Below are 14,466 nucleotides of genomic sequence, written 5' to 3'. Positions count from 1 at the left end.
TGCGCAGCAGCCGGGGGCTTTCAGCATGAGAGAAAGTATCACGACACCCGGCAGAGACGTTGCCTACATCAGCGCTGTCTGGCGTGTCACTCGTTGACTGGCACGGTGTAGTTGAGGATAAGGCGGCCACCGTCAGGGTAAACAGTCTGGCCTACCATGTACGATGCGTCGTCACTGGCCAGGAATGACACGACGCTGGCGACTTCACAGGCTTCGCCAAGACGACCGATTGGCGTGCGGGAGAGAACGGCGTGACGCTGGGTAGGGTTCGACATGATCGCGTTGCGAACCATGTCCGTGCTGATGGTTCCTGGCCCTACCGCGTTGACTCGAATACCGTGGCTGATAAGGCCCACAGCCATGACTGCAGTCAGCTGCTTGATTCCGCCTTTGGAGACGGCATACGCCACGGCGGTAGGGTTGGCCAACTCGGCATTGATAGACGACATGTTGACAATGGCGCCTTTGATGCCGCGCTCGATCATCACACGGGCAGCGGCTTGACCGATAAGGAATTGTGCCTTGAGGTTGACCCGCAGTGTTCGGTCGAACTGGTCCTCCGGAAAATCGACGAACTCTGCGGTGTGGATGACACCGGCATTGTTCACCAAAATATCCAGCGAGCCGAAGTGCTGCAGTGCATGCTCGACCAGTTGCTTGGCTTTGCCTGCGTTCAGATCATCGAGGTCGGCAGTGAACGCAGCGGCATTTTCGCCCAGCCGCTCTACTTGCTCGTGCAGTTTGCCCTCTTGCACATCCACCAGTAGCACCTTCGCGCCCTCTGCAATAAAGCGTTGTGCGCACGCCAGCCCCAACCCTTGAGCTGCACCGGTGACGATGACCACTTTGCCTGCATGCTTCATCTGTTTACTCCTATAGGACTACTTGGCACAGCCCCCCTGCACTCGAACGAGGAGCACGACTGTGCGGTAGCCATATGGTGCCGCTGGAGAAGGAATCTGACTTGTATGAACGCACCACCTCTTCTGCGGCTTTCTGCACAAGCCAGGTTGGCTGTGCGATGACGCGCGATAGAGAGTGCATCGCCCTCGTTGTGCTAAATACCGCCAGCCTGCCAAGCCGTGAATACAAGTCAGCGGGTAGAGGACGCCGCACAATGAGGGAGCGTTCACTGCGAAAACAGTGAGTCATTCATTGAAACCATAAAGGCGCAAGGAGGGCGGAATGCCCGAAACTTCAGAAACCGTAGTGATCGTCGGCGGCGCAGTGATTGGCAGCTTTGCCGCATTCTTCCTGCGGGAACAGGGATTCACAGGCCAGATCAAGGTAGTCGAACGTGATAGTACGTATCAGTTTTGCTCAACGGCATTATCCGCCGCATCTATTCGAAGTCAATTTCATCAGCCTTATAACATCGCCATGAGCCTGTTCGGCGCGAACCTGTTCCGCAACATCAAGCAGTGGTTCGGACAGGATGCTGACATAGGCTTTGTGGAGCAGGGTTATCTGATCTTGGGTGACAAAGGCCATGAGCAACGTCATCGCAATGCCGCGCGGGTGCAAATCGAGTTGGGCGCCGAGATCGATATTCTCGACCCGGAGCAAGTGAACCGGCGATTCCCATGGATGAATGTAGAGGATATCGGCATTGGAACATACGGCACCCGCAACGAAGGCTGGTTCGATGCTTGGGCTTTGATGCAACTGGTCAGGCGTGCTGCTCGTCAAAGGGGCGTTGAATACATCCATGACGAAGTGGTGGGCCTGGACGTTCTGGGGGGGCGTATAACGGGTCTGCGTCTAGCCAATAGCGGCGAGCGATTGAGTTGTGACTGGTGCGTTAACGCCGCTGGCGCCTGGGGTGGGATGCTTGCGCGAATGGCGGGGCTGCAATTGCCGGTGGAGCCACGAAAGCGGACCGCATTTCACATCAAGGCTCCTCTTGAAAAGGCCGGCTTTCCCATGCTCTTCGATTCAACGGGTGCGTGGATCAGGCCTGAAGGCGAGGGCTTTATCTGCGGCATTGCTCCCGAGGAGCATCTGGACCAGTGCGAAGACGGAGATTTCGAGCCGGATCACTACCTGTTGGAAGACAGGGTCTGGCCACTGCTGGCTCATCGCATTCCCGCCCTCGAGCAGTTGCGGGTAAAACGGGCATGGGCCGGTTACTACGAGATGAATCTCTTCGACCACAACGCATTCATTGGCGCTCATCCCGAGATCAGCAATTTCGTGTTGGCGACTGGATTTTCTGGCCATGGCGTCATGCACTCACCTGCAACCGGGCGTGCGGTTGCGGAGCACATTGTCCACGGCGAATACCGCAGCATCGACGTGAGTGAGCTGTCGTTTGACCGAGTCGTGCGCAACCAACCGATTCGAGAAGGCGTGGTCTACTAAGCACTCCGGCTGCGGCGGCTATGCAAAAAACCGCAAACACGGTGCCGGCTGCGTACAAGCTATTGCACCGGCGGAGTCGCAAAATAACTTACGACGCGAGAGCCTGCCGTCGTTTACCAAACAAATAATGGCTCAAGCTGCATGGCCATCCCAGGCCCTGCATTCACTGCTGTTTCGATAGCATGCCGGGCCTTCAGCCACCGTGGTTGTAACGGCACGTCTTGATCGGTTCCTTGCACTGGAGCGAACGAAATGCACGTGTTTAAACCTTCTTTGCTGTGCGCTTTCTCTTTTTCCACACTGGCACTTGGCAACGTTGCCCATGCCGACCTGGTCATCGGCGTCGCCGGCCCCATGAGCGGACCCTATGCGAATTACGGCGAGCAACTCTGGCGAGGCGCAACCGCAGCTGCAGAACAGATTAACGCTGCAGGTGGCGTTAACGGTGAAAAAATTCGCCTGGTCAAAGGCGATGATGCCTGCGAACCCAAACAGGCGGTATCAGTAGCAAACAAACTGGTGGATGCGGACAAGGTGACAGCAGTCGTAGGGCACTTTTGCTCTTCCTCTTCCATTCCTGCTTCCGACATCTACGCCGATGCCGGTGTGCTTGCGATGAGCCCTGGATCGACAAGTCCACAATTGACGGAGCGAGGGCTGGATACCGTGTTCCGCAACTGCGGACGAGATGACCAACAAGGGGCTGTGGCTGCCAATTACATCGCCGACGTTCTCAAGGCCAGGCGTATCGTCATCCTGCATGACAAAGACACTTACGGACAGGGTATCGCTGACGCAACTCGTCTTCAGCTGCGCAAAAAAGGTATTGAGGCGGTGCTATACGAAGGGTTGACCCGCGGCGAGAAAGATTTCAGTTCGGTGGTTACCAAGATGCGCGCGCTGGAGGCCGACGCGGTGTACTTTGGCGGCCTGCATCCAGAGGCGGGTCCGTTGGTGCGTCAAATGCGGGAGCAGGGGCTCAATGCCGCATTCATCTCGGACGATGGCATCATGACTGACGACATGGTGACCGCTGCGGGTGGTAAACAGTTCGTGGAGGGTGTCCTGTTTACCTTTGGCGCAGACCCCAGGCTAAACCCGGCCGGTAAGGCAGTGGTAGATAGTTTCCGGGCCCGGGGTTACGAGCCGGAAGGTTTTACGCTATACGCCTACACCGCGCTTCAGGCCATTGCCGCCGCCTACCAAGCCAATGGCAATCTCGATGTTGCCCAGGCTGCGAAATGGTTGAAGAGCAATCCTGTTCCTACCTCGCTCGGCGCTCGCTCGTGGGACGCTAAGGGTGACCTCACTCACTCGGATTACGTGATGTATCAGTGGTCCGCAGACGGCACGTACAAACAACTCTAATCCTTGCGCAGCATGCCCTTCGCGCTCTGCGTCAGGGGTAGCTACGCCCGCCGGAATCTGGTGAGGACAAGTAATCGTGGATCCCTTATTCGTGCAACAACTTATCAATGGCCTGACCCTAGGTGCAGTGTACGGTTTGATCGCCGTGGGTTATTCGATGGTCTACGGTGTGATCGGCATGATCAATTTCGCCCACGGCGAGGTCTACATGATCTCTGCCTATCTAGCGGCGATCGGTCTCGCTGTTCTGAGCTTTTTTGGAATCCAGTCATTTCCATTTCTGGTCTTCGGCACCTTGATCTTTGCCGTGGTCGTGACTTGTGTGTATGGGTTGGTCATAGAGCGGATCGCTTACAGACCTCTGCGAAAATCAACGCGCCTGGCGCCCCTCATCAGCGCGATCGGTATGTCGCTCATTCTGCAAAATTACGTGCAGGTCTCCCAAGGCAGTCGCCAGCAGGGTATACCCACATTGTTGGAAGGCACCCTGCGAATAGAACTGGGCAGCGGGTTCATCCAGGTCACTCATATCAAGTTGTTCATCTTGTTCGCGGCGCTCGCGGGCATGTCGCTGTTGGCCTACATCATCGGCAACACCAAACTGGGTCGCATGTGCCGTGCCGTGCAGCAGGATGCCAAGATGGCTTCGATCCTCGGTATCAATAATGATCGGATCATCAGCTACGTGTTCATGATCGGTGCCGCCATGGCGGCACTTGCCGGCGTTCTGATTACCTTGAACTACGGGTCGTTCGACTTCTATGCGGGCTTCATCATCGGCATCAAAGCCTTCACCGCTGCAGTTCTAGGCGGCATTGGCTCATTGCCAGGTGCCATGTTGGGCGGCTTAGTACTGGGCCTCGCCGAGACGCAATTCGCCGGGTTGATCAACAGTGATTACAAGGATGCTTTCAGTTTTGGTCTCCTTGTTCTGATCTTGATCTTCCGCCCCCAGGGCTTCCTTGGCCGCCCCATCGTAGTGAAGGTGTGACTATGAAAACGCTGATATTGAATGACCTGGCGGTGAAAGGTCAGCCGCGGCCAAAACTGCAACCTGCTCGTGCACTTCTGGATGCCATCGTGGCTGGGTTGCTTGCCCTTGTGGTGTTCGGCCCTATCGTGGGCGTGGTGCTGGACGGCTACAGCTTCAATCTGGAGCCAGGTCGCGTCGCAATCCTCACCATCATTGTGATGTTGGGCAGGCTGACTTTCAGTTTGCTGGATCAGGCGGGTGTTCTACAGCCGCTTGCAGCGCGATTCGGCAGCAACAATCAGGCCGTGCAGGTGGCGGCGCCGGGCGCCAAATCAAGCGTTCGCTGGCTATTGCCGATGGTTTTGATGTGCGCGCTGGCACTGCCATTCGTAGCAGATAAGTACGTACTCACTGTGGTGATCCTGGGGCTGATCTACGTATTGCTTGGTTTGGGACTGAATATCGTTGTCGGCCTGGCTGGGCTCCTTGACCTAGGGTACGTCGGGTTTTATGCCATTGGCGCATACGGCTTGGCTCTCGGATACCAGTACCTAGGGCTTGGTTTCTGGAGCGTGCTGCCGTTATCGGCAATTCTGGCCGCTGCTGCGGGGGCTGTTCTAGGGTTTCCGGTGCTTCGCATGCATGGTGACTACTTAGCCATCGTCACTCTGGGTTTTGGAGAAATCATTCGCCTGATACTCAACAACTGGCTACCCGTGACAGGCGGCCCGAACGGTATGCCCGTGCCCGCGCCGACCGTGTTTGGCTATGAGTTCGGTCGTATCGCGAAGGAGGGTGGTACCCCGATCCATGAGGCATTGGGGATTGCGTATTCACCCAATCTCAAATTCATTGTCATCTACGGCGCCTTGCTGCTTACCGTGTTGCTGGTACTGCACTTGAAACACCGGTTGACACGTATGCCGATCGGCCGAGCTTGGGAGGCATTGCGCGAAGATGAGATCGCCTGCCGAGCAATGGGCCTTAATCACGTCCTGGTGAAGCTTTCTGCATTCGCGATTGGCGCGAGCACCGCCGGGATTGCCGGGGTGTTTTTTGCAACGTACCAAGGCTTCGTCAATCCAGCGTCGTTCACTTTCTTCGAATCGGCACTTATTCTGGCAATCGTCGTCCTGGGAGGAATGGGTTCAACGCTAGGCGTGGTTATAGCGGCGTTTGTGCTGACCGTCGCACCGGAGCTGCTGCGCAGTTTCGCTGAGTACCGCGTGTTGCTGTTTGGCGTGCTGATGGTGTTGATGATGATCTGGCGGCCGCGTGGCCTTGTCCGTATCAGTCGCATTGGTTACCAGGCACGCAAGGGGAAAGTCGCATGAATTCGGAAATCATCCTGCGCGTCGAACACCTGATCATGCAGTTTGGTGGCATCAAAGCGTTGACGGACGTAAACCTCAATGTCAGACGTGGCAGCATCACTTCGCTGATCGGCCCCAACGGCGCCGGCAAGACAACGGTCTTCAACTGCATAACCGGCTTCTACCAAGCGACAGGCGGGGCTATTCAGCTCTTTGCACATGGTCGATGCACGAACGTAATCGGTGTGTTGGGAGAACCGTTCAAGGCATCAGACTTCATCCATCCGCTGCGATTCATCAACCGGTTGCACTACAAGATGTTTGGCGGCACGCACCTGGTGAACCGGGCCGGGCTAGCCAGGACATTCCAGAATATCCGGCTGTTCAAAGAGATGTCTGTTGTAGAAAACTTGTTGGTTGCGCAACACATGGGCATCAATCGCAGTTTATTGGCGGGAGTGCTGAATACCGCTGCGTACCGCAGAGCAGAAAGCGATGCCCTGGATCGGGTGTTCTACTGGCTGGACGTGGTCGACCTTGTGGACTGTGCAAATCGGCTGGCCGGCGAGCTGTCTTATGGGCAGCAGCGTCGCTTGGAAATCGCCCGCGCCATGTGCACCCAACCGAAGTTGATTTGCCTGGATGAACCGGCCGCAGGGTTGAACCCGGCGGAGACCGAAGCCTTGACACAGATGATCCGTCGCCTACGAGAAGCGCATGATATGACCATCCTTTTGATCGAACATGACATGGGCATGGTGATGGATATTTCCGACCATATCGTAGTGCTGGATCATGGCGAAGTGATTGCGGCAGGTCCTCCACAAGCAATACGTGACAACCCAGTGGTGATAGCGGCGTATTTGGGCGCCGAAGAGGAGGCGCTGGCATGAGCACACCGTTGCTGGCGTTCAAGGACGTCGATGTTTTCTACGGGCCAATCCAGGCACTGCGTAAAGTCAGCCTGCAAATCCATGCAGGGGAGACCGTCAGCCTGATTGGTGCCAATGGTGCCGGCAAATCTACCTTGCTGATGTCGATCTTTGGTCAGCCACGGGCGCGTGGTGGGTCAATCGTCTACCAAGGGCGCGAGATAAGCCAGAGCAGTGCGCACTATGTGGCCTCCAATGGTATCGCTCAGTCCCCAGAGGGGCGTCGAGTTTTTCCTGATATGACGGTGGAGGAAAACCTTTTGATGGGGACGATTCCTATCGGTACCGCGCATGCACAGGAAGACCTGCAGCGGATGTTCGACCTGTTTCCTCGGCTGAAGGACCGACGCAATCAGCGTGCAATGACCATGTCCGGTGGAGAACAGCAAATGTTGGCCATTGCGCGTGCGCTGATGAGCCGCCCAACCCTGTTGTTGCTTGACGAACCGTCACTGGGGCTTGCACCGATAGTGGTGAAGCAAATCTTCCAGATACTCCGTGAATTAGCGCGAAACGGCATGACGCTGTTTCTGGTGGAGCAGAATGCCAACCATGCCTTACGGCTGTCAGACCGTGGTTACGTCATGGTTAATGGTGAAATTCGCCTCAGCGGTACTGGCGAAGAGTTGTTGGGCAACCAGCAAGTTCGTGAAGCCTACCTGGGCGGGCACTAAGCGCTGGCGCATGACGCGGCGCGCTACGCGCGCCGCACGCTGGCCCGGTATTCTTGTGGCGTGCAATGCAACGCGGCACGAAATTGCCTACTGAATGCACTGTGATCGGAGTAACCACATTCGCTAGCGATATCGGTGATGTTTGTCATTGAGTTTTCAAGGAGCTCACACGCTCGATCTATCCTGGCTTTCATCAGCATCTGCTTTGGCGTGAGCTGGAAGACCTCGCGGGTCAAACGCTGCAGGGTGTCCATGGACAGATTGACCTGCTGGGCGATATCGCTAATCAGGATAGGTTGGCCGAGGTTTTCCTGGATCTGGCGAGAGAACTCCAGCAGCCGCTTGTAGCCGTAGTGTTTTTCGTCTGGCCGCGCGAGGATGCGTGATATGCCAACCAGCCCTATCGGGTTGCGGCGCTCATCGAAAATTCCAAACTTGGAGCTCAGACACCATTGTTTACTGCCATCGGCAGAGCGGAATAAACGCATGGCGTCGATGATGTCCCGACGCGAATGAATGACCTGCATATCCTGCGAGCCGATGCTGGTGTTGCTCACCGGAAACACCTCATCGGCGGTCAAACCGATGATTTTGTCCTTGCCCCTTAGGCCACTGTGGTACACCAGCGTTTCGTTGACCGCCACGTAGCGACCATCGACATCCTTCAAAAAGAACATCACATCAGGCAGCCGGTCGAACAGCCTACCCAGCAACGTCAGATCATGATCAAGCCAATGCAACAGTTCTTTCGGGGTTACCACGGCTACTACGCTCCTTGAGGTGAACGGTGTTGCTCAGCCAAACCACTAGGCTGGTTGCAGGCCAGCTGCCTGGAGCAACCACCGCTGTACCGCGACGGTGCTAGGCGGCAGCATGGAATCGTTGCGATGCAAGAGATAGAAACCCCGATTCACTGACAGGGTGTGAGAGAAAAGTTGCACGAGTAGCCCAGCCTCCAGCTCGTCCTCCACCAACCAAGGGCTGGTAAGCACTAACCCCTGGCCACGTCGGGCTGCATCAATGGAAAGCAGCGACTGATCGAACTGCATACTCGAATGTGGTACCGGTCCCGTATAACCTGCACCCCCAAGCCAACGTGACCAGTGATTGTGTGATGCCGTGTGCAACAGCCTCGCCCGGCCTATATCCTGAATCGCCACCAACTGAAGCTGTTCGCAATACCGTGGGCTGCAATAGACTCGCAAATCATCGGCTAACAGCAGCTGGGCGTTCAACCCTGGCACTTTTCCGTCGCAATGACGGATCGCAAGGTCTACTTCATCGGTATCGAAATTTAACAGGCCCTCGGTTGCTCCTACATTCAGCCTCACCTGAGGTAAGGCCTTCAGTAGGGCAGGCATTCGTCGAGCAAACCATTTACTGGCAAGTGCCGGCGGCAGACTGAGGCGTACTTCCTGTCCAATCCCATCACGCAGTTGCACGCAGGATTCGTTCAACTGGTCAAGCGCTGGTCTGACGTTGTTCCAGAGAGCATGTGCCTCCCGGGTGGGGCGCAATTGTCTGACCGAACGGATGAACAGGGGGCTTTCCAACCATTCTTCAAGTCGACGTATCTGCTGACCAACGGCACCCGGCGTTACGCACAGTGTCTGGGCAGCGGTGACCAAACTGCCGTACCGCATTACGGCGTCAAAATACGCTACGGCCTTCAGCGGTAGATCAGTTCTCATGGCGCAGAAACTCTATCTTATTAACTGAGAAACGATCGGTTGTCATTGCTCGGCGTCCCACCAAGAATGGATTGGGAGGCTTTGGAGCGAATGGTCATCCAACCATACTAGCGCCTAATTTTGCCAGTCATCCATGTCCGCCGCTCTCGGGACGTGATACTTGGGAAGCATCGCTGACATTCTCGCAGGCGCAGGCAGGCCGAGCTTGGTATCAAACAGTGCCATTTCTGCGGTGTTCTGCACAACCACCATGCGGCGCTTATCCTCATCTGGAGAGATGTGAATGAATGTATTGATCGTTTTTGCCCATCCAGAATCGCAGTCGTTCAGCTCCGCGCTGAAGAACACTGCGATTCAAACCCTGTCTGCTGCTGGCCATCATGTGCAGGTCAGCGACCTCTACGCTATGAATTGGCAAGCGGCGCTTGGTCCTGATGACTTCGCCGGAACTCGGGCGGATCCCGACTACCTGGATCTTTCGGTAGAGCAGGAGTACGCCTTTGCACACCGCAGCTACGCCCAGGCTGTGCTGCAAGAACAGGACAAGGTCGCTCGTGCCGATCTCATCCTGTTCCAGTTCCCCGTATGGTGGTTCTCGATGCCTGCGATTCTCAAGGGCTGGGTCGATCGCGTGTTCGCGCGTGGTTTTGCCTACGCCACGGGCAAAAAGTACGAAAGCGGCCACTTCAAGGGCAAACGGGCAATGCTGTGCCTCACGACTGGCACAGCGTCCACTCTGTATGAGCCAAATGGCATTGACGGCGATCTGCATCACATTCTTTGGCCGATTCATAATGGAATCCTGGCCTATACCGGCTTTACAGTATTGCCACCCTTCGCTGCGTGGATGCCGGCTCGCGTTTCGGCAGCGCAACGCGGGGCCTATCTGAAAGGTTATGCCGAGCACCTCGGCAAATTGGATAGCCTGGAACCACTGTACTTCCACCCGTGGCAGGACTATGACGAGACCCAACGCCTCAAACCGGGGGTAGTGGCACGATCTGGCGTACAGTGGAACCCTAGCGCCGAGCAATGCCGTGAGGACGCAGCTCAGCAGCACACCCCTTCGCATGTGAAGGAGGCTTGATCATGCCGACCGTACGAATTGAGTTGAGCCCAGGTCGTAGCCGAGAACAAAAGATCCGCTATGTCGAAGAGGTCACGCGCGTAACGGCGCAGATCCTCGGATGCAAACCGGAGTCTGTTGACATCCTATTCCTGGAAATTCCCCCCCACGAGTGGGCTCGCGGGGGCACCTTTCTCGCACTGGCACCAGAGTAACGCGCAAGTTCACCACTGCGGGTAGGCGCCAAGCGATGGCGCCTTTTAATCAATTGCCAATAAAGCAACGGCGTCAGAGAGGCGAAAAAGGTGCATTTTCTGCCAGACCTAGACAGCGGGCGGGGAGGTGGGAGCAATGGGCAGGTTAGGGCAAGGCGAACCGCACCCGTATAATTCTCGATTCTCTGCAGATTGCAGAGGCTTACCGGGGCACGAGGCCTAACCACATGGTGTCATTCAAACAGCTTGAGGCGTTGTTCTGGATCGTCGAGCTGGGGGGCTTCGAACCGGCGGCGACCAAGCTCAATATGTCGCAATCGGCTATCTCCAAGCGCATCGCTGAGCTGGAAAGCACGTTCGATATCCAAGTGTTCGACCGCAGCAAGCGCAATGCACGCCTGACCACAAAAGGCTTGCAGCTGTTTGAACACGCCAGCCTGGTGCTCAAGCAACGCGACATCCTGATAAGCCAGGTTAGCTCGAAGTCGGTGTTGGTCACCCACATCCGCTTGGGCGTGACCGAGCTGGTCGGCATGACCTGGTTGCCCAGCTGGATTCGTCAAATCCATGCGGTTTATCCGCGGCTGAAAATCGAACCGACACTCGACACCAGCCAGGCGCTGTTCCACAAGCTGGAGCAGGAGGAGCTGGATGTAGCGATCGTCCCGGATGTATTCGGCACTCACCGGTTTGGCCAGGTCGGCCTGGCCAGTATCCGCAATGAATGGATGTGTGCCCCGCACCTGCTGGCCGACCGCCACAACATCGACTTGGCCAGCCTGACCGAGCACACCTTGCTGGGGCAGAGCACGTCCTCGGCTGCCGGTACCTTCCTCGAAGGCTGGTTGAGTGGCCAAGGCATTCATTTCAAGCAGGTATTGCGTGCCAACAATCTGTTGGGGCAAGTCAGCCTAGCCATGTCCGGGCTTGGTATAGCCTATTTGCCGAGCGAGAATCTGACTCATGTGGTAAAGCGCGGGGAACTGCAGGTGATCCCCTCGACGACGCGGCTGCCGAATATCGACTACACGGCGCTCTACCGGGCCGATCGCGACAATGCGGTCCATTCGGATATCTGCAACATCGCTGCAGACTGCTGCAACTTTACCCGGCTGCTTGTGGTGTAACACCCCCCTCCGGCTAGAACAACGCCCAGCTGTAGCTCATAACCAGTCGGGTCTGGTCGACATCACCGAAGGTCGCACTGCGTCCCGCCCCTTGCAGCCAGCGCAGGCCAAGCCCGCTCAAGGGGCCTGACTGGACCACGTAATCGACGTACAGGTTCTGTTCCCACTCCTTGGCGTCGGGGCCTACGGCAGTCTTGATGTTGTCGCCCCGCAGGTAGATGTAGGACACCTTGAGACCGGGCACACCCATGCCGGTAAAGTCATACGCATAGCCACCATAGACGGTCTGCTCACCGGCACGGTAGAACGCGTAGACCAGCCGATCGGTGAAGGTCCCGGAGCTCGGGCTACCCGCGCCTTTGTCCGGCAGGCTGTTCTGGTTGGGTTGGACGAACCCGCCCTGATCGGACACCGATTGGTAGCCCAGGGTGAAGGTATGTGCCCCTAGGTTGTAGAAAAACGTCGCCGCCCAGGTCTGGTTGTTGATCACACCATCGCCATGGCGGCTGTAACCGCTCGCTTGATAGCCCGCCACCCGATTGCGGTTGGCACCCGACGCCTTGGTGTCGAAAAAGCGCAGATCGGCTTTCAACGACGCGCCGTTGGCGAACGAATGGGTGTTGACGATGCCCACGAACTGCTGCGTGTAGAAGTCCTGCAGGTAGCCCACGTAATACTGCGCGAGCAACTGCTTGTTAAGGGTCCATTCGATACCGGCGTAGTCAAAGTGGTCACTTTCCCGAGGCGCGCCTGACACTGAGAGTCCTGTGCGGTCAGTGGACCCGCGGCCGGTGGTCGATTCGATGCGTCCGACTGTCAGCAGGGCGTTTTCCAGGTCCCGACTGGTGATCTGGGTCCCTTGGAAGGTTTGCGGCAATACGCGGCCATCGTTGGCATTGAGGATCGGCAATTTGGGTATCAGCGTCCCGCTCCTGATCTCCGTTGCCGACACCCGCGCCTTCGCCGTGACGCCGAGACGGCCCCACTGGTCGACGGCGCGACCGTCGTGTTCGGAGGGGATCATCGAGCTGTTCAAATGACGGCCTTTGCCAGAGTCGAGGGTCACTGCCGTCATCGCCAATACGTCGACGCCTACTTCAAGCGTACCGTCGGTGTAACCCGACTTGTAGTCCAGGACGAAACCCTGGGCCCATTCCTCCGTCTTCGACAGGGTGGCCGAACGGTTGCGGTTGTCATTGTTGTAATAGAAGTTGCGCAGGTTCACGCTGGCCTTGCCGTCGCTCATGAAATCCGCAACGGCCGCGCTTGAATTCAACATGAGCACACTGATACCGAGCACGGTTGCCATACGTACAGAGTTGTACATGCTTTGCATTCCAATAGGGGATGTCGGGGCAGATCGCCGCCCGGGAAGTTCGACTTGTTCGGCCTGTTGCAGACATCGCTGGGTGCCGCACGCACGCGTGCACCCAGCCGTCTCAGTGACGACCGCAGAGTGCCTACTGAGTCGTTGCGACCCCGCTGGCCGCAGGCATTTGTGCACCCCGTGCCTTGCCCAGTTCCCAGCGCGCAATCACCAGCGGCGCCAGCGCGTTGCCCAGCACATTGAGGGTGGTGGTGGCCATGTCCATGATCCGGTACACACCGGCAAAGAAGGCTAGGCCCTCCAGCGGCAGCCCGGCGGTTGTCAGGGTGGCCGACATGACCACGAAGACAAGCCCCGGCACACCTGCAGCGCCTTTGCTGGTCAGCACCATGGTCACGACCAGCAGTAGCTGTTGCGAGAGCGGAATGTCGATGTTGTACAACTGGGCGACGAACAGCGTACCCAAGCCCAGGAAGATCGAACCGCCGTCAAGATTGAAGGAATAACCCAGGGGCACGACGAAGCGCACCAGAGTAGGGGGGACGCCATAGCTTTCCATCTTCTGGATCAGTTGCGGCATGACCGACAGCGACGAGGCGCTGGAAAACGCCAGGATCAGCTCATCCTTGATGTGTCGCGCCAGGTGGAGAAGGTTGACCCCGACATAGCGCGCAACCGACGCCAATACCACGCCACCGAACAGAATAATGGCGAAATAGGTCGCGCCAATCAGCTTGGCCAAGGGCAGCAAGGATGCGAATCCATAGGTGGATACCACCACTGAGATCATGCCGAAGATGCCGATCGGCGAATACGCCATGACCATCGCGGTGATCCTGAACATTACCTGCGATACGCCCCTGAGCACCGCGACCACAGGGTCTTTGTACGCCGCCTCGACCTGGTTGAGGGCAATGCCGAAGACGATCGCGAAAAACAGCACCGGGAGCATTTTGCCCTGGGCCATTGCGCCGACGATGTTGTCCGGAATGATGCTCAGCAGCAGGCCGGACAAGCCCTGCTGGCTCGCCGTGGCGGGCAGATTGAGCGCGGCTGCCTGAAGCTTGCCGACGTCGGTTCCGTGGCCTGGTTGCAACAGGTTGCCGACCAGCAATCCCCAGATGATCGCCAGCGTGGTGATCGCCATGAAATAGGTCATGGCTTTCACACCTACCCGCCCGAGGGACTGATTACTACCTTGGCCAGCGATGCCCACCACCATGCAGGCAAACACCAGGGGCACCACGATCATCTGCATCAGCTTGATGAAGATATCACCCGCCGGTTGCAGCACGTTGCCCGCCAGCCACACCTGCTGCGTAGGGAAGTGATTGAGGATGGCCCCGACAATTACGCCGAGCACCAAGCCGAGCATGATCTGCCATACCAGTGGAATTGCGCATTTGCTCATAAAGCCTA

14 protein-coding genes are annotated in these 14,466 nt (G+C 57.1%); 9 read left to right on the top strand and 5 right to left on the bottom strand.

Annotated elements, in window-relative coordinates; all coding sequences use genetic code 11:
* Positions 1-86: 86 nt before the first annotated feature.
* The gene (locus ACFY68_RS05475; RefSeq protein ID WP_387524189.1) at positions 87-863 is read right to left on the bottom strand and encodes an SDR family NAD(P)-dependent oxidoreductase; all 777 of its coding nucleotides are present in this window, start codon (positions 861-863) and stop codon (positions 87-89) included.
* 322 nt (positions 864-1,185) lie between these two features.
* On the opposite strand from ACFY68_RS05475, the gene ACFY68_RS05470 reads away from it, so the two are divergent.
* The 6 genes from ACFY68_RS05470 (at position 1,186) to ACFY68_RS05445 (ending at position 7,621) form a co-directional block, all read left to right on the top strand.
* Entirely contained in the window at positions 1,186-2,361 is a 1,176-nt protein-coding gene (locus ACFY68_RS05470; protein ID WP_387524186.1) for an NAD(P)/FAD-dependent oxidoreductase, read from the top strand.
* Positions 2,362-2,613: 252 nt separating this feature from the next.
* Positions 2,614-3,729, top strand: a complete 1,116-nt coding sequence (locus tag ACFY68_RS05465) for a branched-chain amino acid ABC transporter substrate-binding protein (RefSeq protein ID WP_266033174.1) — start codon at positions 2,614-2,616, stop codon at positions 3,727-3,729.
* A 76-nt stretch (positions 3,730-3,805) separates the two neighbouring features.
* Positions 3,806-4,720, top strand: coding sequence for a branched-chain amino acid ABC transporter permease LivH (locus tag ACFY68_RS05460; RefSeq protein WP_266033177.1), 915 nt, complete (start codon positions 3,806-3,808; stop codon positions 4,718-4,720).
* A gap of 2 nt (positions 4,721-4,722) precedes the next feature.
* The gene (gene livM, locus ACFY68_RS05455) at positions 4,723-6,036 is read left to right on the top strand and encodes a high-affinity branched-chain amino acid ABC transporter permease LivM (RefSeq protein ID WP_387524181.1); all 1,314 of its coding nucleotides are present in this window, start codon (positions 4,723-4,725) and stop codon (positions 6,034-6,036) included.
* Positions 6,033-6,908 (top strand): ABC transporter ATP-binding protein, encoded by an 876-nt coding sequence (locus ACFY68_RS05450; protein WP_387524178.1) that lies wholly within the window; start codon positions 6,033-6,035, stop codon positions 6,906-6,908. The genes livM and ACFY68_RS05450 overlap by 4 nt, the downstream gene beginning before the upstream one ends.
* The gene (locus tag ACFY68_RS05445; protein WP_387524175.1) at positions 6,905-7,621 is read left to right on the top strand and encodes an ABC transporter ATP-binding protein; all 717 of its coding nucleotides are present in this window, start codon (positions 6,905-6,907) and stop codon (positions 7,619-7,621) included. The genes ACFY68_RS05450 and ACFY68_RS05445 overlap by 4 nt, the downstream gene beginning before the upstream one ends.
* Positions 7,622-7,644: 23 nt before the next feature.
* On the opposite strand, the gene ACFY68_RS05440 is transcribed toward ACFY68_RS05445, so the two are convergent.
* On the bottom strand, positions 7,645-8,382 hold the full coding sequence (locus tag ACFY68_RS05440) for a helix-turn-helix domain-containing protein (RefSeq protein WP_387524172.1): 738 nt from the start codon (positions 8,380-8,382) through the stop codon (positions 7,645-7,647).
* Positions 8,383-8,427: 45 nt separating this feature from the next.
* Positions 8,428-9,312, bottom strand: coding sequence for a LysR substrate-binding domain-containing protein (locus tag ACFY68_RS05435; protein ID WP_387524169.1), 885 nt, complete (start codon positions 9,310-9,312; stop codon positions 8,428-8,430).
* 283 nt (positions 9,313-9,595) lie between these two features.
* On the opposite strand from ACFY68_RS05435, the gene ACFY68_RS05430 reads away from it, so the two are divergent.
* From ACFY68_RS05430 to ACFY68_RS05420, 3 genes are all read left to right on the top strand, one after another.
* Complete coding sequence (locus ACFY68_RS05430) at positions 9,596-10,399, top strand: NAD(P)H-dependent oxidoreductase (RefSeq protein ID WP_387524167.1); 804 nt, start codon at positions 9,596-9,598, stop codon at positions 10,397-10,399.
* A gap of 2 nt (positions 10,400-10,401) precedes the next feature.
* Positions 10,402-10,593 carry a 4-oxalocrotonate tautomerase gene (locus ACFY68_RS05425; RefSeq protein WP_387524164.1) on the top strand — a complete coding sequence of 64 codons (192 nt, stop codon included), beginning with the start codon at positions 10,402-10,404 and terminating at the stop codon, positions 10,591-10,593.
* A gap of 227 nt (positions 10,594-10,820) precedes the next feature.
* The gene (locus tag ACFY68_RS05420; protein WP_387524161.1) at positions 10,821-11,720 is read left to right on the top strand and encodes a LysR family transcriptional regulator; all 900 of its coding nucleotides are present in this window, start codon (positions 10,821-10,823) and stop codon (positions 11,718-11,720) included.
* Positions 11,721-11,733: 13 nt separating this feature from the next.
* Here ACFY68_RS05420 and ACFY68_RS05415 read toward each other — a convergent pair whose 3' ends face one another.
* Both ACFY68_RS05415 and ACFY68_RS05410 read right to left on the bottom strand, forming a co-directional pair.
* Positions 11,734-13,047, bottom strand: a complete 1,314-nt coding sequence (locus ACFY68_RS05415; protein WP_387524158.1) for an OprD family outer membrane porin — start codon at positions 13,045-13,047, stop codon at positions 11,734-11,736.
* Between the two features lie 133 nt (positions 13,048-13,180).
* Positions 13,181-14,458: a cation:dicarboxylate symporter family transporter gene (locus ACFY68_RS05410; RefSeq protein WP_387524155.1), complete on the bottom strand. Its 1,278-nt coding sequence runs from the start codon at positions 14,456-14,458 to the stop codon at positions 13,181-13,183.
* Positions 14,459-14,466: the final 8 nt, after the last annotated feature.

The sequence above is a fragment of the Pseudomonas sp. NPDC012596 genome (assembly GCF_042902325.1).
Taxonomy (GTDB): domain Bacteria; phylum Pseudomonadota; class Gammaproteobacteria; order Pseudomonadales; family Pseudomonadaceae; genus Aquipseudomonas.
Note: the sequence above shows the minus strand (reverse complement) of the source record. Positions and strands in the feature narration are given on the sequence as shown.

Coding starts and splice junctions, on each gene's coding strand:
- ACFY68_RS05420 (WP_387524161.1), top strand. CDS start 10,821: ATGGTGTCATTCAAACAGCTTGAGGCGTTGTTCTGGATCGTCGAGCTG.
- ACFY68_RS05475 (WP_387524189.1), bottom strand. CDS start 863: ATGAAGCATGCAGGCAAAGTGGTCATCGTCACCGGTGCAGCTCAAGGG.
- livM (WP_387524181.1), top strand. CDS start 4,723: ATGAAAACGCTGATATTGAATGACCTGGCGGTGAAAGGTCAGCCGCGG.
- ACFY68_RS05470 (WP_387524186.1), top strand. CDS start 1,186: ATGCCCGAAACTTCAGAAACCGTAGTGATCGTCGGCGGCGCAGTGATT.
- ACFY68_RS05430 (WP_387524167.1), top strand. CDS start 9,596: ATGAATGTATTGATCGTTTTTGCCCATCCAGAATCGCAGTCGTTCAGC.
- ACFY68_RS05425 (WP_387524164.1), top strand. CDS start 10,402: ATGCCGACCGTACGAATTGAGTTGAGCCCAGGTCGTAGCCGAGAACAA.
- ACFY68_RS05415 (WP_387524158.1), bottom strand. CDS start 13,047: ATGTACAACTCTGTACGTATGGCAACCGTGCTCGGTATCAGTGTGCTC.
- ACFY68_RS05465 (WP_266033174.1), top strand. CDS start 2,614: ATGCACGTGTTTAAACCTTCTTTGCTGTGCGCTTTCTCTTTTTCCACA.
- ACFY68_RS05445 (WP_387524175.1), top strand. CDS start 6,905: ATGAGCACACCGTTGCTGGCGTTCAAGGACGTCGATGTTTTCTACGGG.
- ACFY68_RS05450 (WP_387524178.1), top strand. CDS start 6,033: ATGAATTCGGAAATCATCCTGCGCGTCGAACACCTGATCATGCAGTTT.
- ACFY68_RS05410 (WP_387524155.1), bottom strand. CDS start 14,458: ATGAGCAAATGCGCAATTCCACTGGTATGGCAGATCATGCTCGGCTTG.
- ACFY68_RS05435 (WP_387524169.1), bottom strand. CDS start 9,312: ATGAGAACTGATCTACCGCTGAAGGCCGTAGCGTATTTTGACGCCGTA.